Origin of the sequence: Streptomyces sp. NPDC008086, from assembly GCF_042957325.1 — a bacterium.
Lineage (GTDB): Bacteria > Actinomycetota > Actinomycetes > Streptomycetales > Streptomycetaceae > Streptomyces.
Genome location: NZ_JBIBIA010000016.1, coordinates 48,175 through 69,132 on the forward strand (window position 1 = coordinate 48,175; position 20,958 = coordinate 69,132).

Sequence of the window (20,958 nt, forward strand, 5' to 3'; positions counted from 1 at the left end):
CCGGGCGCCGCAGTGGCGGCGCGGCGGCCCGGCGGCGCGGGCGTGGTCGTCGCGAGCGCCGCTGCCTGGGGCTGTGCCCGGCGATCACTCCGCCGAGTGAACGGTCTCGTGGCGCGCGCTTGCCTTCCGTCCCGCCGCTCGCAAGCGCGGCCACGTCCAGGGCGGTTCGGGCTCCGTCCGCACCCTGTGTCGCGAGGGGGGCCTGGCGTCGGCGACACTTCACCGACGCCGGGCCGGAGCCCAACATCGGGTCCTGGTCGGCGGTTGTCAGTGCCGCGGTCCACAATGGTCCGCGTCAGATACCGCAAACGCTCGAGCGACCAGAAACCTAAGGAGCCGGCAGCGATGGCCCGCCGCAGCACGAAGAACCCGCCGCCCGACGACTCGTACGAGGAGAAGATCCTCGACATCGACGTCGTCGACGAGATGCAGGGCTCCTTCCTCGAGTACGCGTACTCGGTCATCTACTCCCGGGCCCTGCCGGACGCCCGCGACGGTCTCAAGCCGGTGCACCGCCGCATCGTCTATCAGATGAACGAGATGGGCCTGCGCCCCGACCGCGGCTATGTGAAGTGCGCCCGCGTCGTCGGCGAGGTCATGGGTAAGTTGCACCCGCACGGCGACGCGTCGATCTACGACGCGCTGGTGCGCATGGCGCAGCCCTTCTCGATGCGCGTCCCGCTGGTCGACGGCCACGGCAACTTCGGCTCGCTGGGCAACGACGACCCGCCGGCCGCCATGCGGTACACCGAGTGCCGGCAGGCCCAGGCGACGAGCCTGATGACCGAGTCGATCGACGAGGACACGGTCGACTTCACGCCCAACTACGACGGCCAGGAGCAGGAGCCGGTGGCCCTGCCCGCCGCCTTCCCGAACCTCCTGGTCAACGGCGCCTCCGGTATCGCGGTCGGCATGGCCACGAACATGCCGCCGCACAACCTCTCCGAGGTCATCGCGGCCGCCCGCCACCTGATCCGCTACCCGACCGCGGATCTGGACGCGCTGATGAAGCACGTCCCGGGCCCCGACCTGCCCACTGGCGGCCGGATCGTGGGCCTCTCCGGCATCCGGGACGCGTACGAGACGGGCCGCGGCACCTTCAAGATCCGCGCGACCGTGTCCGTGGAGACGGTGACGGCCCGCCGCAAGGGCATCGTCATCACCGAACTGCCCTTCACGGTCGGTCCGGAGAAGGTGATCGCCAAGATCAAGGACCTGGTCGGCTCGAAGAAGCTCCAGGGCATCGCCGACGTCAAGGACCTCACCGACCGCGAGCACGGCCTGCGTCTGGTGATCGAGATCAAGAACGGCTTCGTGCCGGAGGCCGTCCTGGAGCAGCTGTACAAGCTGACGCCGATGGAGGAGTCCTTCGGCATCAACAATGTCGCGCTGGTCGACGGCCAGCCCCTGACCCTCGGCCTCAAGGAACTCCTGGAGGTCTACCTCGACCACCGCTTCGAGGTCGTACGGCGGCGCAGCGAGTTCCGCCGCACCAAGCGTCGCGACCGGCTGCACCTGGTCGAGGGCCTGCTCACCGCGCTGGTGGACATCGACGAGGTCATCCGGCTGATCCGGTCCAGCGAGAACTCCGCGCAGGCGAAGGAGCGCCTGATGGAGCGCTTCTCGCTGAGCGAGGTCCAGACCCAGTACATCCTCGACACGCCGCTGCGCCGGCTCACCAAGTACGACCGCATCGAGCTGGAGGCGGAGAAGGACCGGCTCAACGAGGAGATCGCCGAGCTGACCCGGATCCTGGACTCGGACGCGGAGCTGCGCAAGCTGGTCTCCGCCGAACTGGCCTCGGTGGCCAAGAAGTTCGGCACCGAGCGCCGCACGGTCCTGCTGGAGTCGGCAGGTGCGCCGCTCCCCACGGCGTCGCTCCAGGTGGCGGACGACCCGTGCCGGGTGCTGCTGTCCTCGACGGGGCTGCTGGCCCGTACGGCGAACGGCGACCCGTTCGCGGAGGACGGCGAGGCCAAGCGCTCCAAGCACGACGTGATCGTCTCGGCGGTGCCGGCCACGGCCCGCGGTGAGGTGGGCGCGGTGACGTCCACGGGCCGGCTGCTGCGGATCAACGTCATCGATCTGCCGCAGCTGCCGGAGACGGCGTCGAGACCGAACCTCTCGGGCGGTGCACCGCTGTCGGAGTTCGTCTCCCTGGAGGGCGACGAGACCCTGGTCTGCCTGACCACGCTCGACGAGTCTTCGCCGGGCCTGGCGATCGGTACCGAGCAGGGTGTGGTCAAGCGTGTGGTGCCCGACTACCCGTCCAACAAGGACGAGTTGGAGGTCATCACCTTGAAGGAGGGCGACCGGATCGTCGGCGCGGTCGAGCTGCGCACCGGTGAGGAGGACCTGGTCTTCATCACGGACGACGCTCAGCTGCTGCGCTACCAGGCCTCGCAGGTCCGCCCGCAGGGCCGGGCGGCCGGCGGTATGGCGGGCATCAAGCTGACGGAGGGCGCGAAGGTGATCTCCTTCACGGCGGTGGACCCGGCGGTCGACGCGGTGGTGTTCACGGTGGCGGGCTCGCGCGGCACGCTGGACGACTCGGTCCAGACGACGGCCAAGATGACCCCGTTCGACCAGTACCCCCGCAAGGGTCGCGCGACCGGTGGTGTGCGCTGCCAGCGGTTCCTGAAGGGCGAGGACTGTCTGTCCCTGGCCTGGGCGGGCGCCGTCCCGGCACGGGCCGCGCAGAAGAACGGCACCCCGGCCGACCTCCCGGACATCGACCCGCGCCGCGACGGTTCGGGCGTGTCACTGGGGAAGACGGTGTCGGTGGTGGCCGGTCCGGTCTAGGCCTGCCGGGCGGATCACGCCCTAATCAGCCTGATCCTCCTGGGCGGCGGCCTCTTCCTCCGCCTCCGGTACGTATCGCAGCACGCCCCACATGCCATGTTCGTCGGCGTGTGGGGCGTCGCTCTTGCAGGCCTCCAGCTCCTTGCCGAGCGCCGGCGCGTCGATGCCGGAGCCGATGAGGACCAGCTGGGTGAGGCGCGCATCGCCGGCGCTCCACCGCTCCGGGTAGAAGCGCAGGAAGCGGCCGACGGCGTGGACGACGTAGCGGTTGGCGGTGTCGTACGGGCCGAAGTCGACGTACCCCTTGATCCGGTACAGCCCCTCCGACCTGCTGTCGAGGAACTCCATCAAGCGGCGTGGGTCGAGGGGGACTTCGGAGACGAAGGACAGGCTGTCGTAGCCGGTGTGCAGGTGGGCGTGATGGGCGCCGCTGTCCGCCCCGCCGGCGCGGTCATGCGGGTCGTACGGGTCGTGCAGGTCGTCGAAGGACAGCTGCCCGATGCGCTCCTCGCTGGGCCGGCAGTCGAAGAGGAACTCGGGGTCGATACGGCCGTAGGTGGCGGAGACGACGGCGGCGCGGTCGGTGAGCCCGCGGACCAGGTCGAGCACACGGTCGCCGTCCGGCGCCCGGTCGAGCTTGTTGACCACGACGAGGTCGGCGAGGGCGAGATGCCGGTCGATCTCGGGGTGCTTGGCGCGGGTGCCGTCGAACTCGGCGGCGTCGACCACCTCGACCAGCCCGCCGTACACGATGCCCGGATGCTCGCTGGCGAGCACCATGCGTACGAGTTCCTGCGGCTCGGCGAGGCCGCTGGCCTCGATGACGATGACGTCGATGCCGGTGGCCGGGCGGGCGAGCCGCTCCAGGTAGACGTCCAGCTCACCGGGGTCGACGGCGCAGCACAGGCAGCCGTTCCCGAGGGAGAGGGTGGAGTCGCCGAGCGCGCCGGCGACCGCCATGGCGTCGATCTCGATGGCGCCGAAGTCGTTGACGATGGCGCCGATGCGGGTGCCCTGGCTGCGGTGGAGGAGGTGGTTGAGCAGCGTCGTCTTGCCGGAACCGAGAAATCCGGCGAGGACGACGACCGGGATCTGCTGCGGACCGGGGCTCGGCTGGCTCAACGTGCGACCTCTCTCACGCCGACGGGTGCACCGGCTCGCGGGTCGGCGCACATACGAAGGTTGAATGCCGACCCAGGATACGAGCCGGAATAATCACCGCGAAGTGAACGATTGTTAGCAGCACTTGCCGGGCAGACGTTGGGCATGGCGCCGGAGTGTGCGACCCTCGCTTCCCTCCGTGCGCCTCCTCTCCGCCTCCCCGCCGATCAGAGCCGCTCGGCACTCTGGGAGACGGCAAGCGCCGCCCACCGCTCGCCGGTCCCCTCCAGTCGACCCGCACCCCGACGACCGGCCGGCGGCCGCCTGATCGGGGGTAATTGACATGGCCACACAGAAAAGTTCCGCAAAGAGGCTCGGCTCCGCCACGCTAGCTCTCATGGCCGCCACCGCCACCGTGACGCTGGCAATGCGTCAATGGCGCTCGGAGAAGGTCCGTCAGCACGAGCGGCAACTGGCACTCGAGGAGCTGGCGATCCGACGTACCGCTCTGGCCCATCAGCAGCGTATGCACTGGGAGCTGCTGGCCAGGGCCATCGACGATCCCACCCTGGCCGCGGTGATCGACACCTACGACCAGAGCATCCCGGCGGAAAGGCGACGGCAGTTCTTCTATGCCAACGCGTGGTACGTCCACCTCTACCACCTCTATCAGGCGGAACTCCTGGATCGGGAGGAGCTGTACACGCGTCTGCGGGAGTTCTTCCAGAGTCCGGTCTTCCGGGAGTACTGGGAGGCATCGACGCACATGCGCGCCAGCCTGGACGAGTCCTCGGTGGAAGCCCAGCTGGGCCGCATGGTCGACGGTCTCGTGCGGGACCTCGACGAATCCGACACGGACGAGTGGTGGGTTGTCGGCGACCCGCCGACCGATTGACCTGAGCCCAATCCTGGTCAGATCCCTCAGGGGTTCACGGGCCGCCTCTTACGACGGGCCGTGATCATCACTCGGGTCCACCGACAGGGTCGAGAAGTGAGTTCGCCGACGATCCGCCCACCCGGCTGAGGGGGCCCGCAGCGCCGAGGCGGTCAACAGCGAACAGACAAGGGCGCGACTGAGTGATTTTCTTGCCGTCCAGCCACAAGGGCATCTGGAACACCAGTAACCTGCTCCCCACCCAGTATGCCCAGACCTTTTGCTCGTAAGGACCGGTACCTTTGAAGATCGTGCGCCGCATCGGTGTGCCCCCCAGCGCCCGAGGCAGTAGTTCAGGATCCACCTGCCCGGACGTATTCGAACTCAGTGACGGCAACTTCGCCGTCATCGGCACCGAGGCCACCGAGGCGCTTGACCCGCAACTGCCCGCCGATGCCGCCCGCGCCGAGTACGAGCGCATCGTCATCGTCAGCCGGGAGACGCTCATCCGCGCGAAGGCGGACATCCCCGACGCCTGAGCCCACCGCACGAGGACGCGTCCACCCCAGACCGTACCGTCGAGGCTCCCCCGGCCGCGCGCAACCGTTGAGCGAGCCGGACAACCGACCCGGCGAGCAGCCGGCACCCCGTCACTGCTCGATCCCCACCCGATGAGGCCTGGCGCCAGAACGGCACCAGGCCACACGTATGCCGGGGTGCGTACGATCTCCTCCCGATGTCAGGCAGCCGTCGGCACCCTCACCGGCGCCCCCGGCCCCACATACCGCGCCACCGGCCTGATGATCTTCGAGTCCTGTGCCTGTTCCAGGATGTTGGCGCTCCAGCCCACGACCCGCGCGGCGGCGAACGTCGGTGTGAACATCTCGCGCGGCAGACCGCAGATTTCCATGACCACGCCCGCGTAGAACTCGACGTTCGTGTGCAGCTCGCGACCGGGTTTCAGCTCGGCGAGGATCGCCTCGACCCGGCGTTCGACCTCCACCGCGAACTCGACGCGCGGTCCGCCGAAGCCCTGGGCTATCTCGCGAAGCATCCGGGACCGGGGATCCTCGGTGCGGTAGACCGGGTGGCCGAAACCCATGATCCGGTCGCCCGCGAGGACGCGTTCGCGGATCCAGGGGTCGATGCGGTCGGGCGTGCCGATCGCGTCCAGGGTGTCCAGCGCCCGGCTGGGCGCACCACCGTGCAAAGGCCCGGACAGCGCGCCCACGGCCCCGACCAGGCACGCCGCGACATCCGCTCCCGTGGAGGTGATCACCCGAGCCGTGAAGGTTGACGCATTGAATCCGTGGTCAATGGTTGAGATCAAGTATTGCTCCACGGCTCGGGTCCGCTCCGGATCCGGCTCCGCTCCCGTCAACATGTACAGATAGTTCGCCGCGTACGACAGATCCTCGCGCGGCTCGACAGGCTCAAGCCCCGCCCCCAGCCGGTGCAGCGCGGTGAGCAGAGTCGGTACGGCCCCGGCCGCGACGAGGGTGTCCCGACGACGCGCGTCGGTGTCGATGTCGTACACCGGCTGGAAGCCCTGTGCCGCGCCGAGCAAGGAGAGCGCCGTACGCAGGCCGACCAACGGCCCGGACCCTCCGCTCGCCGCCGCGATGGCGGGGAGCGCGGCCCACACCTCGTCGGGCAGCCGCCGCAGCGACGCGGTCTCGGCGGCGAAGGCGGCGGAGCGTTCCGCGTCCGGCAGTTCGCCATGGACCAGGAGGTGCCAGACGTCCTCGAAGGGACGGGTCTGCGCCAGCTCCACGGCCGAGTACTGGCGGTAGTGGTAGAAGCCCTCGAGCCCTCGGACGTCGCCCACCTCGGTGTCGGTGACGACAACACCCGCCAGCCCGCGGGGGACCTCGACGAACGCGGTTGTTGACCTGTTGACGGACATGATTCCTCCCTGGACTTGATTCGACTGTCCATGATTGACTGATTTCTTGTCAATATTGATTGAATCAATGTTGAAGTCGTTCTTCAGATCAGCGTCCGAAATCAACGTCCGACTTCCTGGATACGGTGACCCCATGCGCGATCAAGAGCCCGCCCCCGGCCCTGCAACACGGCGGCTGACCACCCAGGAAGCCGCCGAACTGCTCGGCGTGAAGCCCGAGACCGTGTACGCGTACGTGAGCCGCGGACACCTGAGCAGCCGCCGCGCACCCGGCGGCCGGGGCAGCACCTTCGACGCCGGGGAAGTGGAGAGGCTCGCCCGGCGCAACAGGCGGGAGGGCGCGACCAGTTCAGGGGCGGCCGGCGAGCTGTCCGTCCGGACCGGACTCACGTTGATCGAGACGGACCGCTACTACTTCCGAGGCGTGGACGCGACCGAACTGGCCGCCCGGCACTCCTACGAGGAGGTGGCCGAGTGGTTGTGGACCGGTGAGCTGCGCCCCGGCGTCACCTTCACCGCCCCCGAGGTCTCCGTCACCGCCGCCCGTCGCGCCGTCGAGGCCCTGTCCGAACACGTCGGCCCCACCGACCGGTTGCGGGTGGCGACCATCGCCGCCGCGACCGCGGACCCGCTGCGTTTCGACCTGGCCGAGGAGGCCGTGCTCGGCACCGCGCGCGTCCTCATCCCGACCCTCGTCGCCTCGCTCGGGCCCGCGCGGTACACCCATCACGACCAGGGCTCCATCGCTCAGCGGCTGTGGCGACAGCTGAGCGGACGGTCCGCCGACGAGGCCGCACTGCGCGTTCTGGACACCGCCCTCGCCCTGCTCGTCGATCACGACCTGGCCGCCTCCACCCTCGCCGTACGGGTCGCAGCGTCGGCCCGCGCCCACGCCTACGCCGCCGTCTCCGCCGGCCTGGGCGTGATCGAGGGCCCCCTGCACGGGGCGGCGAGCGGCCTCGCCCACAAGCTGATCATGGAGGTGCTCGACCGGGGCGACGCCGGTCCCGTCATCGCCGAGGAACTACGGGCCGGCCGACGCATTCCCGGGCTCGGTCACCGGCTCTACCCCGGCGAGGACCCACGCGCGCGTGTCCTGTTCGACCTCCTCGAGGAGATCCCCCACGCCGCGCCCGCCCTCGCCGCGGCCCGCGACATCGCCGCCACGGCGGCCCGCCACACCCCGCTGCACGCCAACGTCGACCTGGCCCTGGGCGTGTTCACGACGTCCTCCGGCATGTCCTACACGGCGGGCGAGACGATCTTCGCCGTGGCCCGTACAGCGGGGTGGATCGCGCACGCCCTGGAGGAGTACGACGAGCGACCACTGCGCATGCGACCGAGCGGGCACTACACGGGCCCGAAGCCGCCGCAGCCACTGCCGCTGCCGGAGTAGGACAGCCGCGCCTCCCCGTCCCCAGGGGCGCACCCCGGAGCAGGAAAGGGGGCGCATTACACGCGCACTCCTGGTGCAGTGCGGGCCCGCTGCAGGCGTAGTGCAGGCGCAGTACGGGCGCAGCGCAGGTCCAGCACAGGCCCACGGCCAGCCCTGGAGCAGCCCCCTCGACCCGCCACTGCCACCCAAGTCAGGTTAGGCTCACCTCTGTGAGTACGTGCTCAACCGTCTCGCAGGACCTCGACGAGCCCATCGCGGGGACCGCGGCGACCGCGACGACCTGGCTGCTGGTGGAGCAGCCCGGCCCGTGGGGTGCCAAGGCACTCACGCAGAGCCACCTGGACCCGGTGCTGGGCCGAGCCCTGGAGACGGCCGCGAAGGGCACGGGCGTACGCGTCGCCCTGATCCGCCGCCCCGGCCGTCACGCCGACTGCGGCACCGCCGCCGAGCGACAGGTCTACGCGGCCCACACCGTCCCCGGGAACGCATGGCTGCACGCCGCCACGATCACCGACCCCGAGCAACTGCTGGAGCTGGACTTCGCCGCCCTCGGCATGGGTGACCACCACACCTTCGACTCGGCACTCCAGGGGCGCCCCCACACAGACGACCCTCTCGCCCTCGTCTGCACCAACGGCAAGCGGGACCGCTGCTGCGCGCTCCTCGGGCGCCCCCTCGCGGCCGAGCTCGCCGCCTCCGGCGTCGAAGGCGTCTGGGAGGTCACTCATCTGGGTGGACACCGGTTCTCACCGACGCTGCTGGTGCTGCCGTACGGCTACGCGTACGGCCGGGCGCAGGCCCACGCCGTCAAGGAGGTCCTGCACGGCGCCCAGGAGGGCCGGATCGTCGTCGAGGGGTGCCGTGGGAACTCGGCGTGGGAGCGGCCCGCCCAGGCGGCCGAGCTGGCCGTACGCAGGGCCTCCGGCGAGCACGCCGCGGGGGCGTTGAGTGTCGTACGGACGGACGGCGCGGCTCCGCACTGGGAAGTGACGGTCGCCCACAGGGACGGGCGCCACTGGCGGGTCGGCGTGGCACAGGGCGCCTCTCTGCCGCCGCGCCCCGAGAGCTGTGGCTCCGTGCTCGGCTCGCCCGCGCGAATGGACGTGGTGACGGTGCGCGAGTTCACCATGACAACGGCACTCGCAAGTTGATGGTGCCCCCGGACCTTGATCCGGACGTCGATCATGTCCGTCGCCATTGATGACGTCGATCATGTCCGTCGCCATTGATGGCATTGATCATGGCCGTCGACATTGATCAAGAGATCCACGCCACACCCCTCTACGGCACTTCCCGCGCGTCCACGTACCGTCATGGGTATGAGCCCCACTCCCCCCGCCCGTCGCCTGCGCCTCGGTCTGCCCCGGCGGATGTTCGCGCAGGTGCTGCTCATGCAGGTGGCCATCGCCGCGGGAGTCGCGGTGCTCGCGACCGGGCTGTTCCTCGCTCCGCTCAGCGACCAGCTGGACGACCAGGCGATGCGCCGCGCACTGTCGATCGCGCAGACCACCGCGGCCCAGCCGCAGATCGCCGAGGATCTCGCGCACACGTCCGCGACGGTCGGCGGGCCGGTCCAGCGGGAGGCGGAACGCATCCGTAAGGCCACGAAGGCCGAGTACATCGTGGTGATGGACCGGCGCGGGGTCCGCTGGTCCCATCCCACCCCGGGCGAGGTCGGCCGGACCGTCTCCACCGACCCGGGCCAGGCCCTCGCCGGCCACGAGGTCATGCAGATCGACAACGGCACCCTGGGCCGCACCGCCCGCGGCAAGGTGCCCCTGCGGGACGGCGACGGCGACATCGTGGGCGCGGTCTCGGTCGGCATCGCCTACGACAGCGTGCGGGCCCGGCTGCTGCACACGATCCCCGAGCTGTTCGCGTACGCGGGCGGCGCCCTGGCGGTCGGCGCGCTGGCCGCCTGGCTGATCTCGCGCCGGGTCCAGCGGCAGACCCATGACCTGGCCTTCTCCGACATCTCGGCGCTGCTCGCGGAGCGCGAGGCGATGCTGCACGGCATCCGGGAGGGCGTCGTCGCGCTGGACCGCTCGGGCCGTATCCGCCTGCTCAACGACGAGGCGGCTCGGCTGCTGGGCATCGGCGACGAGGCTGTCGGCAGGTCTCTCGACGAGGCGCTCGGCGAGGGTCGCACGACCGACGTCCTGGCCGGCCGGGTCACCGGCACCGATCTGCTCACCGTCCGCGGTCAGCGCGTGCTGGTCACCAACCGCATGCCCACCGACGACGGCGGCGCCGTCGCCACCCTGCGCGACCGCACCGAGCTGGAGCAGCTCGGCCGGGAGCTCGACTCGACACGCGGCCTGATCGACGCCCTGCGCGCCCAGGACCACGAGCACGCCAACCGTATGCACACGCTGCTCGGGCTGCTGGAGCTGGAGATGTACGACGACGCCGTGGAGTTCGTCGGCGAGGTGGTCGGCGATCACCGGGACACGGCGGAACAGGTCGCCGAGAAGATCCAGGACCCGCTGCTCGCGGCCCTGCTGGTCGGCAAGGCGACCGTGGCCGCGGAGCGCGGTGTCGCACTGCGTCTCGCGGACCGCACCGGGCTCCCGGACCGGCTGATCGACCCCAGGGGCCTCGTCACGATCGTCGGCAACCTGGTGGACAACGCCCTCGACGCCGCCGCCGGCACCGCGCACGCGCGCGTGGAGGTCGAACTGCGTGCGGAGGGGCGTACCGCGATCCTCAGGGTGCGCGACACGGGCCCGGGAATCCCAGAGGAGCAGCGCGAGTTGATCTTCACGGAGGGGTGGTCCACCAAGAAGCCGCCCGCGCACCGGGAGCGCGGCATAGGGCTCTCCCTGGTGCGCAGGCTCGCGGAACGGCAAGGTGGCAGCGCGGCGGTGGGCGAGGCGGCCGGCGGGGGTGCGGAGTTCACCGTCGTCCTGCCCGAGGCACTGGCCGGGCCGGACCTGGAACCGGCCCTCGCCGTGCCGTCAGACGCGCAGCCCGTCGCCGAGGAGGAGTCGCGATGATCGAGGTCCTGGTCGTGGACGACGACACGCGCGTGGCGCGGGTCAACTGCGCCTATGTCGAGAAGGTGCCGGGCTTCCACGTGGCCGGCGAGGCCCACAGCGCGGCGGAGGCGCTGCGCCAGGTGGAGGAGCTGCCCCGCGTGGATCTGGTCCTGATGGACCACTACCTGCCGGACGAGACGGGTCTGTCGGTCGTCCAGGAGATGCGCCGGCGCGGCCACCAGACCGACGTGATCATGGTGACGGCTGCCCGGGACGTGTCGACGGTGCAGGCGGCGATGCGGCACGGCGCACTCCAGTACCTGGTCAAGCCGTTCGCCTTCGCCGGGCTGCGGGCCAAGCTGGAGGCGTACGCGGAGCTGCGCCGCACCCTGGACGGCGGCGGCGAGGCCGAGCAGGCCGAGGTGGACCGCATCTTCGGCGCGCTGTCCGCGTCCTCGGAGCCCGACCTGCCCAAGGGCCACTCCCCCACCACCGCGGAACTCGTACGCCGCTCTCTGATGAACGCCGAAGGCCCGCTGTCGGCCCAGGAGATCGCCGAGCGCACGGGGGTGAGCCGCCAGACCGCCCAGCGCTATCTCAAGCTCCTGGAACGCACGGGACGGGCCCGGCTGACCCTCAAGTACGGGGACGCGGGCCGCCCGGAACACCGTTACGTGTGGGCGACCCGCGCCTGAGGCACGGCCCGTGGGGGCGGGGGAAGGGAACCGTGCCTCCCATTGATACGGACGCCGGGCGCCGAAATGTCAGCCGACCGCTCGACAGCGCACAGTGGCCTCGGCCATACGGCGTCGGAGGCGGTCGTACGACGAAGGCGCCGCCCTAGACCGCTCCCGCCCCCGTCAGCGACCGCACCTCGGTCTCCGCGTGCTTGGCCTGGTCCGGGATCTCGGCCGAGGTGACAGCGCCGAGCCAGCCCGCGACGAAGCCCAGCGGGATGGAGACGAGGCCCGGGTTCTGGAGGGGGAAGTACTGGAAGTCGACGCCGGGGAGCAGTGATTCGGGGCTGCCCGACACCACCGGCGACAGCAGCACCAGCACCACGGCGGGGACGAGGCCTCCGTAGACGGCCCATACGGCGCCCCGCGTGGTGAAGTCGCGCCAGAACAGCGAGTAGAGCAGCACCGGCAGATTGGCGGACGCGGCGACGGCGAAGGCGAGGCCCACGAGGAAGGCGACGTTGAGGTCGCGGGCGAGCAGTCCGAGGGCGATCGCGACGACGCCGATGCCGACCGCGGCGACGCGCGCCACGGCCACCTCCCGGCGCGGCCGGGCGCGTCGGCGCCGTAGCGAGGCATACAGGTCGTGGGCCACGGAGGCGGAGGAGGAGAGCGTGATCCCGGCGACGACGGCGAGGATCGTGGCGAAGGCGACGGCGGCCACGACGGCGAAGAGAACCGTTCCTCCGGTGGAGTCCGCGCCGCCGCCCAGGTCGAGGGCGAGCAGCGGGACCGCCGTGTTCCCGGCCGCGTTCGACCCCCGTACGGCGTCGGGTCCGACGATCGCCGCGGCGCCGAAGCCCAGCACGATGGTCATCAGGTAGAACCCGCCGATGAGTCCGATCGCCCAGACCACCGAGCGCCGGGCCGCGCGGGCGGTGGGCACGGTGTAGAAGCGGGACAGGATGTGCGGCAGTCCGGCGGTGCCCAGGACCAGTGCGAGGCCCAGGCTGATGAAGTCGAACCGGGACGTCCAGTCACCGCCGTACTTCAGCCCGGGCGCCAGGAACGCCTCACCGTGACCGCTGCGCTCGGCCGCGGTGAGCAGCAGCCGGTCGAAGTCGCCGTGGAAGCGCACCAGGACGAGCGCGGTCAACGCGACGGTGCCGCCGAGCAGCAGGACGGACTTGACGATCTGGATCCAGGTGGTGGCCCGCATCCCTCCCCACGACACATAGATCACCATGAGCGCGCCGACGCCGATGACGGTCCAGGCCCGCGTCGCCTCGCCCTCGCCCCCGAGCAGCAGCGCGACCAGGGTGCCCGCGCCCACCATCTGCGCCACCAGATACAGAACGGACACGGTGACCGAGGAAGTTCCCAGCGCGATCCGCACGGGGCGTTCCCGCACTCGTGCGGCGACGACGTCGGCGAGCGTGAACCGCCCGCAGTTGCGCACCAGTTCGGCCACGAGGAACAGCACCACGAGCCAGGCCACGAGGAAGCCCACCGAGTACAGCATCCCGTCGTAGCCGAAGAGGGCGATGAGGCCGGAGATGCCGAGGAAGGAGGCGGCCGACATGTAGTCGCCGGCGATGGCAAAACCATTCTCCATGGGAGTGAAGAGCCGACCGCCCGCGTAGAACTCCTCCGCCGAACCCTGCCGGTCGCGGCTCACCCATGTCGTGATCGCCAGCGTGATCGCGACGAACACGCTGAACAGAAGCAGCGCCAGGGTCTGATGGTCGTCCGTCACGAGGCACCGCCCCCGGTGACGCGCGTCAGTTCCTGGGTCTCCCACCTGAGTTCGAGCGCGGCCCGGTCCCGCCGCAGGCGTGCGTGGCGGGCGTAGGCCCAGGTGAGCAGGAAGGTCGTGAGGAACTGTCCGAGCCCCGCGACCATCGCCACGTTCACGGCACCCGCCACGGGCCGGGCCATCAGACCCGGCGCGGTCGTGGCGGCCACCACGTACGCCACGTACCACGCAAGGAACCCCACGACCGCCGGCACCACGAACCTCCGATACCGGCTGCGCACCTCCTGGAAGGCAGCACTGCGCTGTACCTCGAGGTACACGTCACCCGCGCGGGGCGGCGCGGCCTCGGGCGTGTCGGTGACGTCCGCCTCCCCCCATCCGGAGGCGAGGGCGTCGTACCAGGGATCGTCTGAGTACATGCCCAAGCATGGACAGAACGGAAAGATCCCCGACCTGACTTCTCTCGGGTCTTCACCCCATCAGGTGACGACACACGGCAAAGCCGCCAACGGCGAAAACGCCCCACAGGGGCCACCCGCGCCCGACGACGAGAGCCGCACGGCGGTGCGGGTGGGGACCCGAACAGGTGCCGAAGGCGAAGCCGAGGCCGAAAACACGGCTCAAGCCCAGCGCAGCGGCTACGCGTCGATACGCGACCGGTCCAACGTCGCCGCCGAGCTGGAGATGAACTCCTTGCGCGGCGCCACGTCGTTCCCCATCAGCAGGTCGAAGACCCGCTCGGCGGCCTCCAGGTCCGTGAGGCTGATCCGGCGCAGGGTCCGGTGCCGCGGGTCCATCGTCGTCTCGGCCAGTTGGTCGGCGTCCATCTCACCGAGGCCCTTGTAGCGCTGGATGGAGTCCTTGTAGCGGATGCCCTTGCTCTGGAACTCCATGAGCTTGTCGCGCAGTTCCCGGTCCGAATACGTGTAGACGTACTTGTCCTGCCCCTTCTTGGGCTGGATCAGCTCGATGCGGTGCAGCGGCGGAACCGCGGCGAACACCCGGCCGGCCTCGATCATCGGCCGCATGTAGCGCTGGAACAGCGTCAGCAGCAGCGTCCGGATGTGGGAGCCGTCCACGTCGGCGTCGGTCATCATGATGATCTTGCCGTAGCGCGCCGCGTCGATGTCGAAGGTCCGGCCGGAGCCCGCTCCTATGACCTGGATGATCGCGCCGCACTCGGCGTTCTTCAGCATGTCGGTCACGGACGACTTCTGGACGTTGAGGATCTTGCCGCGGATCGGCAGCAGCGCCTGGAACTCGGAGTTCCGGGCGAGCTTGGCGGTGCCGAGCGCGGAGTCACCCTCGACGATGAACAGCTCACTGCGGTCGACGTCGTCGCTACGGCAGTCGGCGAGCTTGGCGGGCAGCGACGAGGACTCCAGGGCGGTCTTACGGCGCTGGGCGTCCTTGTGCTGGCGGGCCGCGATGCGCGTACGGGCGGCCGCGACGGCCTTCTCCATGACGACCCGGGCCTGAGCCGCGGCGTCCCGCTTCGTGGAGGTCAGGAACGCCTTGAGCTCCCGGGAGATCACGGTGTTCACGATGCGACGGGCCGCCGAGGTGCCGAGGACCTCCTTGGTCTGGCCCTCGAACTGCGGCTCGGCGAGGCGGACGGTGACGACCGCGGTGAGGCCTTCGAGGGCGTCGTCCTTGACGATGTCGTCCTCGGCGACACGCAGCAGCTTCTTGGTGCGCAGCACCTCGTTCATCGTGCTGGTGACGGCCGTCTCGAAGCCGGCGACATGGGTGCCGCCCTTGGGGGTGGCGATGATGTTCACGAAGGACTTCAGGGTCGTGTCGTACCCGGTGCCCCACCGCATGGCGACGTCGACGTCGAGCTCGCGGGTGACCTGGGTGGGGGTCATCTGGCCGTGTTCGTCCAGGACCGGGACGGTCTCCTTGAAGGTGCCCTGGCCGCCGAAGCGGAGGACGTCGCAGACCGGCTTGTCGGTGGCCAGGTACTCGCAGAACTCGCTGATGCCGCCGTCGAAGCGGAAGGATTCCTCGCCCTTGCTTCCGCCCTCGCCGAGACCGAACTCGTCGCGGACGACGATGGTCAGGCCGGGCACCAGGAACGCGGTCTGGCGGGCGCGCTGGTGGAGGTTCTCCAGGGAGAGCTTGGCGTCCTTGAGGAAGATCTGACGGTCGGCCCAGTACCGCACGCGCGTGCCGTTGCGGGTCTTGGGGATCTTCTTGGTCTTGCGCAGGCCGCTCTTGGCCTCGAACCTGGCGTTCGCACCGTCGGCGGCGAAGGCTCCGGGCACGCCCCGCCGGAAGCTGATGGCGTGGGTGTGTCCGCCGCGGTCCACCTCGACGTCCAGCCGCGCGGACAGGGCGTTCACCACGGAGGCGCCCACGCCGTGCAGACCGCCGGAGGCAGCGTACGAGCCGCCGCCGAACTTGCCGCCGGCATGCAGCTTGGTCATGACGACCTCGACGCCGGACAGCCCGGTCTTGGGCTCGACGTCGACCGGGATGCCCCGGCCGTTGTCCCGGACCTCCACGGATCCGTCGTCGTGGAGGATCACCTCGATGTGGTCGCAGTACCCGCCGAGGGCCTCGTCGACGGAGTTGTCGATGATCTCCCACAGGCAGTGCATCAGGCCACGGCTGTCGGTCGACCCGATGTACATGCCCGGGCGCTTGCGTACGGCCTCGAGCCCCTCGAGGACGAGCAGGTGCCGCGCGGTGTAGTTGGAACCGTCCCGGTCTGCTCCTGCCAGCAGCGCTGTGGACGGCACGGACGTCTCGGCGGTCACGCGGTTCGCTCCTCGCTGAATTTCAGATGGCGCCCTGTTGGGTAAGGGCTCGGCTTCGGTCGCCGTCAAGAGGGTACCGAGGCCTGGTAGAGCCGTTGTAACGCCACCCTCGTGCGGAACACAGACTAGTCCAGAGTCGTATGCATGTTCGATCCCTCGATGGGGTGAAGTACATATCACGTTCCCTTCCAGGCATGAACCATTTAGGCTCCGGGCACGTCCTCATGAACAAACCGGCAAGCCAGCCGGGAGGACCGACCTTGACCGACAGCGCGAAACCGTAAGCAAGACACCGACGCAATACGGCACATTCGCCGCCAAGCCGGCAGCAGCCGGCCGCCCTCGAAAAAATTTCACTCTGGGTGAAGCCACGAGCGGGAACGTTTTGGGGCTGGTTGGATGTTGACCCTGGTACGACAGCTCGTCGAGCTAGAGAAGAGGCGACGTGACTACTGTTCTGACCCCCGCGAGCCCGCTGACGGCCGCTGACCGCTGCGACCGTTGCGGCGCCCAGGCGTACGTGCGCGTCGTCCTGCTGAGCGGCGGAGAACTGCTCTTCTGCGCCCACCACGGTCGCAAGTTCGAGCCGGAACTCAAGAAGATCGCCGCTGAGATACAGGACGAGACGGAGCGGTTGACGTCCGCTCCCGCATCGGCGTCCGAAGAAGAGCGCTGACACCTCGCATTAACGACGAGCCAGCTTCCGGCACAGGCCGGTCGACGGGCGGCCGCCCCTGAGAGCAGGGGCGGCCGCCCGCGCTCATATCCCGCGGGCCTGCAGCCTCCCTCAGCCGTCGGCGCGGTGCCCGCGCACCGCGACCCGCCACCCCATGGTCCTCAGGATCTCGGACACCCTGGTGTAGACGCCGGGATTGCCCGTGCGCCCGCAGCCGGAGCCCCAGGACACAAGGCCGATCAGTCTCCCCCGAGCGACCAGGGGACCTCCGCTGTCGCCCTGACAGGCGTCCCTGCCTCCCTCCTGTTCCCCGGCGCAGACCATGCTGGTCGGCATGTACCTGCCTTCCCCACTGCCCGGATACGCCTGTCCGCACAGAGCGTCGGGCAGTACGTGCACGCGTGCCGCCCGCAGGCTGCGCGGGTAGTCGCCGGCCCCCGTGACGTCCCCCCAGCCGTAGACCAGGGCGGGAGTCCCGGGCAGATAGGCGGGATCGCCGGCCCGCGCCATCGCGATGACCGCGCTCGCGGGAAGCGACTGGGCGAGGGAGAGCACGGCGAAGTCCCCCGCGTTGGTGACGCCGTCGTAGGCGGGGTTCACCCAGCTGCCGCGGACCCGGATCTCCTGGCCCCGGCCGGACAGCAGGTCCGTACGGCCCGTGATGACGCTGAGGTCGCGCACCTGTTGCGGTGCCGCCCCGAGGACCTCCTTGCTGAGGCAGTGGGCCGCGGTGAGCACCGTGGACCGGCTGACCGCCACACCGACGCAGAACTGACCGGCCCGCGTACCCCCGAACCGGTCACGGCTGGCCAGTGCCACGGTCCATGGACTGTCCGACACATCGACCGGGAAGCCCCCGACGACAACGCTGTCGGCAGCCACGGGGGCGGCCGACGCCAACGGTATGGCAGCAGCTGCTGCCGCCAGGACCAGTGGCCGGGCCAGGGCCCGGACAAAAGGACGACGCATGCACGCTCCTCACTCTGGAGTGGTCATGGGACACCCAGCGTGATTCAGCCCACCGCACCCCGCACCCGCGCGGCAGCACGAAGGCCCGGTCTCCACTCGGGAGACCGGGCCTCATGTGTCGTACTGGATGCGACCTAGTCGAGGTAGTCGCGCAGCACCTGGGACCGCGACGGGTGGCGCAGCTTCGACATGGTCTTGGACTCGATCTGGCGGATGCGCTCACGCGTCACGCCGTACACCTTGCCGATCTCGTCGAGGGTCTTCGGCTGACCGTCGGTGAGACCGAAGCGCATCGAGACGACGCCCGCCTCGCGCTCGGACAGGGTGTCCAGGACCGAGTGCAGTTGCTCCTGCAGCAGCGTGAAGCTGACCGCGTCGGCCGGGACGACGGCCTCGGAGTCCTCGATGAGGTCACCGAACTCGCTGTCGCCGTCCTCGCCCAGCGGAGTGTGCAGGGAGATGGGCTCGCGGCCGTACTTCTGGACCTCGATGACCTTCTCGGGGGTCATGTCGAGTTCCTTGGCCAGCTCCTCCGGGGTGGGCTCGCGGCCCAGGTCCTGGAGCATCTGGCGCTGCACGCGCGCGAGCTTGTTGATGACCTCGACCATGTGCACCGGGATACGGATGGTGCGGGCCTGGTCGGCCATGGCGCGGGTGATCGCCTGACGGATCCACCAGGTGGCGTACGTGGAGAACTTGTAGCCCTTGGTGTAGTCGAACTTCTCGACCGCGCGGATCAGACCGAGGTTGCCCTCCTGGATGAGGTCCAGGAAGAGCATGCCGCGGCCGGTGTAGCGCTTGGCCAGGGAGACCACCAGACGGAGGTTGGCCTCCAGGAGGTGGTTCTTGGCGCGGCGGCCGTCCTCGGCGATGATCTCCAGCTCGCGCTTGAGCTTGGGGGCGAGCTTGTCGGCGTTGGCCAGCTTGTCCTCGGCGAAGAGACCGGCCTCGATGCGCTTGGCGAGCTCGACCTCCTGCTCGGCGTTGAGCAGCGGGACCTTGCCGATCTGCTTGAGGTAGTCCTTGACCGGGTCGGCCGTGGCGCCGGCGGCCGCGACCTGCTGCGCGGGCGCGTCGTCCTCGTCCTCGTCGGAGAGCACGAAGCCGGCGCTCTCGGCGCCCTCGGGCTCGTCGCCGCCCTTGGGGGCGTCCTCGAGCACCTCGTCCTCGAGGATCTCGGCGTCGTCCTTCTTGGCGGTCGTCTTCTTGGCCGCCGTCTTCTTCGCGACGGTCTTCTTCGCGGCCGCCTTCTTGGCGGTCGTCGCCTTCTTGGCGGCGGCCTTCTTGGCGGGGGCGTCGTCCTCGACGGCGGAGTCGGCGACAGGCGCCGCGGGCGTGGCGGTGGCGGTGGCCTTCTTGGTGGTCACCGTCTTCGCCGCGACCGTCTTGGTGGCGGTGCGCTTGGCCGGACTCTTCGCTGCGACGCTCTTTCGTGTGCGCTTGGGCTCCGCGGCACTGACCATCAGCGTCACACCCTCTTCCTCGAGGATCTGGTTGAGGCTGCGCAGTACGTTCTTCCACTGAGTGGCCGGAATCTGGTCAGCTTCGAAGGCCCGACGCACATCGTCGCCGGCGATCTGCCCCTCAGCCTTTCCCCGCTCAATCAGAGCCATGACAGAGACGGACTCGGCGATCTCCGGCGGGAGCGTACGGGATGTGCTGGCCGACACGAACAACCTCTCGGAACGTTGAAAAAACGGCTTCCGGCCCCGTCCACGGCGGACAGGAGCCGACCACCGGCCTGGGGATTGGGCCGACGGTGCGGGCGGGGGCCGGGAAGATGCACAGCGCCTTGAGCGGCGTCCGTATTCCCTCCTCGGCTATCACCTCTTAGGTCATCGCGCTGCTCCCCCGAGCGTTACGCCCAATCTGCGTGGCCCGAGTCACATCCCGTAACCGATCAAAAGCGGGCAGACGCGGACAGAACGGGTCGCCCGCAGCTTGGACCAAGCACTGTACGGCCTTTTACACGGCCTCGTCGCACCGTCGGACCCGCAGGATCCGTGATGGATCCTGCGGGTCCGACGGGAGAGGGCACTCAGACCGGGAGATGCCACAGGAGGGGGAGGCAGTCCCGGCCGCGCCCCCGGAGGCGCGGTCAGTGCTCGCGGGGGGCGGGCACCACGCGCTCGACCTCGGGATGGACGGTGAGCAGTTGACGCATGGCGGTCTCGGCGGCCGCGCCGTCACCGGCGGCGAGGGCGTCGACGATCCTGCTGTGCTGCGCCAGCGACGTCTCGTTCGGCCGGTCACAGCCGGTCACCGGGCCGCCTGACACATGGAGGGCGGCCGAGACGATGCCCGACAGGTGCTCCAGCATGCGGTTGCCCGCGACCTGGATGAGCAGCGAGTGGAACTCGGCGTCGGCACGGGAGAACGTGAGGACGTCGCCCTGCCCCATCGCGTGAATCATGATCTCGACCATGTCGCCGAGCCGCTGCTGGACGTCGTCGCGCCCGTGCCCGGCGGCGAGGCGGGCGGCCAGCGGCTCGATCGTCCAACGCAGCTCGCTCAGCTCCCGGCGCTGGTCGTCGCGCTGCGGCCCGAAGGCCCGCCACTCGATGATGTCCGGGTCGAGGAGGTTCCAGTCACTGACGGGACGCACGCGCGTGCCGACGTTCGGACGGGCGCTGACCAGGCCCTTGGCCTCCAGGACACGGAGCGACTCGCGGACGACGGTGCGGGAGACCTCGAAGCGCTGGCCGATCTCCTCGGGCACGAGCGGGCGGTCGGCGCCCAGGTCGCCCGAGACGATCATCTGGCCCAGCTGCTGGACGAGTTGGCCGTGCAGCCCGCGTCCGCGGCTGCCCGCGGCGCGACGGCCCACACGGCCCAGTTCCGGCTCCGCGCCGTCCCAGGCAGGGGCTCCGACGCGGTCGGCGACGGTGGCCTCGGCGTAGGGGTAGCGGTCGAGATCGCCCGGGCCGGCAAGACCGGAGTCGGTGGCGCGGGCGGCGGTCATCATGGTGTGCGCAAGGGTACTCACGGATCCTTTGTCGGCGCCGTCCTCAACTCCCTTGAGGTCTTTGGTGAAAAGCACACGAAAGGGTGATCGCTCACC

At 69.9% G+C, this 20,958-nt stretch carries 16 protein-coding genes; 8 read left to right on the forward strand and 8 right to left on the reverse strand.

The window, feature by feature from the left end; genetic code table 11:
• Positions 1 to 345: 345 nt before the first annotated feature.
• Positions 346 to 2,802, forward strand: coding sequence for a DNA topoisomerase (ATP-hydrolyzing) (locus tag ACFZBP_RS39005; protein WP_391420722.1), 2,457 nt, complete (start codon positions 346 to 348; stop codon positions 2,800 to 2,802).
• 21 nt (positions 2,803 to 2,823) lie between these two features.
• Here the strand turns inward: ACFZBP_RS39005 and ACFZBP_RS39010 are convergent, their stop codons facing one another.
• Positions 2,824 to 3,924 carry a CobW family GTP-binding protein gene (locus tag ACFZBP_RS39010; protein ID WP_383457080.1) on the reverse strand — a complete coding sequence of 367 codons (1,101 nt, stop codon included), beginning with the start codon at positions 3,922 to 3,924 and terminating at the stop codon, positions 2,824 to 2,826.
• A 376-nt stretch (positions 3,925 to 4,300) separates the two neighbouring features.
• On the opposite strand from ACFZBP_RS39010, the gene ACFZBP_RS39015 reads away from it, so the two are divergent.
• Both ACFZBP_RS39015 and ACFZBP_RS39020 read left to right on the forward strand, forming a co-directional pair.
• Complete coding sequence (locus ACFZBP_RS39015; protein ID WP_383457077.1) at positions 4,301 to 4,798, forward strand: DUF6082 family protein; 498 nt, start codon at positions 4,301 to 4,303, stop codon at positions 4,796 to 4,798.
• A 281-nt stretch (positions 4,799 to 5,079) separates the two neighbouring features.
• On the forward strand, positions 5,080 to 5,316 hold the full coding sequence (locus ACFZBP_RS39020; protein WP_383457075.1) for a hypothetical protein: 237 nt from the start codon (positions 5,080 to 5,082) through the stop codon (positions 5,314 to 5,316).
• Between the two features lie 200 nt (positions 5,317 to 5,516).
• On the opposite strand, the gene ACFZBP_RS39025 is transcribed toward ACFZBP_RS39020, so the two are convergent.
• Complete coding sequence (locus ACFZBP_RS39025) at positions 5,517 to 6,683, reverse strand: citrate synthase (RefSeq protein WP_391420725.1); 1,167 nt, start codon at positions 6,681 to 6,683, stop codon at positions 5,517 to 5,519.
• A gap of 133 nt (positions 6,684 to 6,816) precedes the next feature.
• Between ACFZBP_RS39025 and ACFZBP_RS39030 the strand changes: the two genes are divergently transcribed.
• From ACFZBP_RS39030 to ACFZBP_RS39045, 4 genes are all read left to right on the forward strand, one after another.
• Entirely contained in the window at positions 6,817 to 8,079 is a 1,263-nt protein-coding gene (locus ACFZBP_RS39030) for a citrate/2-methylcitrate synthase (protein WP_391420727.1), read from the forward strand.
• Positions 8,080 to 8,288: 209 nt separating this feature from the next.
• The gene (locus tag ACFZBP_RS39035) at positions 8,289 to 9,230 is read left to right on the forward strand and encodes a sucrase ferredoxin (RefSeq protein ID WP_391420729.1); all 942 of its coding nucleotides are present in this window, start codon (positions 8,289 to 8,291) and stop codon (positions 9,228 to 9,230) included.
• A gap of 168 nt (positions 9,231 to 9,398) precedes the next feature.
• Positions 9,399 to 11,075, forward strand: coding sequence for an ATP-binding protein (locus ACFZBP_RS39040; RefSeq protein WP_391420732.1), 1,677 nt, complete (start codon positions 9,399 to 9,401; stop codon positions 11,073 to 11,075).
• Entirely contained in the window at positions 11,072 to 11,752 is a 681-nt protein-coding gene (locus ACFZBP_RS39045; protein WP_062719462.1) for a response regulator, read from the forward strand. Before ACFZBP_RS39040 ends, ACFZBP_RS39045 begins: the two co-directional genes overlap by 4 nt.
• 145 nt (positions 11,753 to 11,897) lie before the next feature.
• On the opposite strand, the gene ACFZBP_RS39050 is transcribed toward ACFZBP_RS39045, so the two are convergent.
• The 3 genes from ACFZBP_RS39050 to ACFZBP_RS39060 all read right to left on the reverse strand — a co-directional run bounded on the left by ACFZBP_RS39050 (position 11,898) and on the right by ACFZBP_RS39060 (position 16,252).
• Positions 11,898 to 13,490: a cation acetate symporter gene (locus ACFZBP_RS39050; protein ID WP_383457060.1), complete on the reverse strand. Its 1,593-nt coding sequence runs from the start codon at positions 13,488 to 13,490 to the stop codon at positions 11,898 to 11,900.
• A complete protein-coding gene (locus ACFZBP_RS39055) occupies positions 13,487 to 13,909 on the reverse strand; it encodes a DUF485 domain-containing protein (RefSeq protein ID WP_391420735.1) in 423 nt (140 codons plus the stop codon). Before ACFZBP_RS39055 ends, ACFZBP_RS39050 begins: the two co-directional genes overlap by 4 nt.
• Positions 13,910 to 14,128: 219 nt before the next feature.
• A complete protein-coding gene (locus ACFZBP_RS39060) occupies positions 14,129 to 16,252 on the reverse strand; it encodes a type IIA DNA topoisomerase subunit B (RefSeq protein ID WP_383457055.1) in 2,124 nt (707 codons plus the stop codon).
• A 445-nt stretch (positions 16,253 to 16,697) separates the two neighbouring features.
• On the opposite strand from ACFZBP_RS39060, the gene ACFZBP_RS39065 reads away from it, so the two are divergent.
• Positions 16,698 to 16,928, forward strand: coding sequence for a hypothetical protein (locus ACFZBP_RS39065; RefSeq protein ID WP_266961483.1), 231 nt, complete (start codon positions 16,698 to 16,700; stop codon positions 16,926 to 16,928).
• 111 nt (positions 16,929 to 17,039) lie between these two features.
• Here the strand turns inward: ACFZBP_RS39065 and ACFZBP_RS39070 are convergent, their stop codons facing one another.
• The 3 genes from ACFZBP_RS39070 to ACFZBP_RS39080 all read right to left on the reverse strand — a co-directional run bounded on the left by ACFZBP_RS39070 (position 17,040) and on the right by ACFZBP_RS39080 (position 20,883).
• Positions 17,040 to 17,897 (reverse strand): trypsin-like serine protease, encoded by an 858-nt coding sequence (locus ACFZBP_RS39070; RefSeq protein WP_391420738.1) that lies wholly within the window; start codon positions 17,895 to 17,897, stop codon positions 17,040 to 17,042.
• A gap of 134 nt (positions 17,898 to 18,031) precedes the next feature.
• The gene (locus ACFZBP_RS39075; protein WP_383457049.1) at positions 18,032 to 19,567 is read right to left on the reverse strand and encodes an RNA polymerase sigma factor; all 1,536 of its coding nucleotides are present in this window, start codon (positions 19,565 to 19,567) and stop codon (positions 18,032 to 18,034) included.
• A 428-nt stretch (positions 19,568 to 19,995) separates the two neighbouring features.
• Positions 19,996 to 20,883: a FadR/GntR family transcriptional regulator gene (locus ACFZBP_RS39080; protein ID WP_383457046.1), complete on the reverse strand. Its 888-nt coding sequence runs from the start codon at positions 20,881 to 20,883 to the stop codon at positions 19,996 to 19,998.
• Positions 20,884 to 20,958 lie beyond the last annotated feature (75 nt).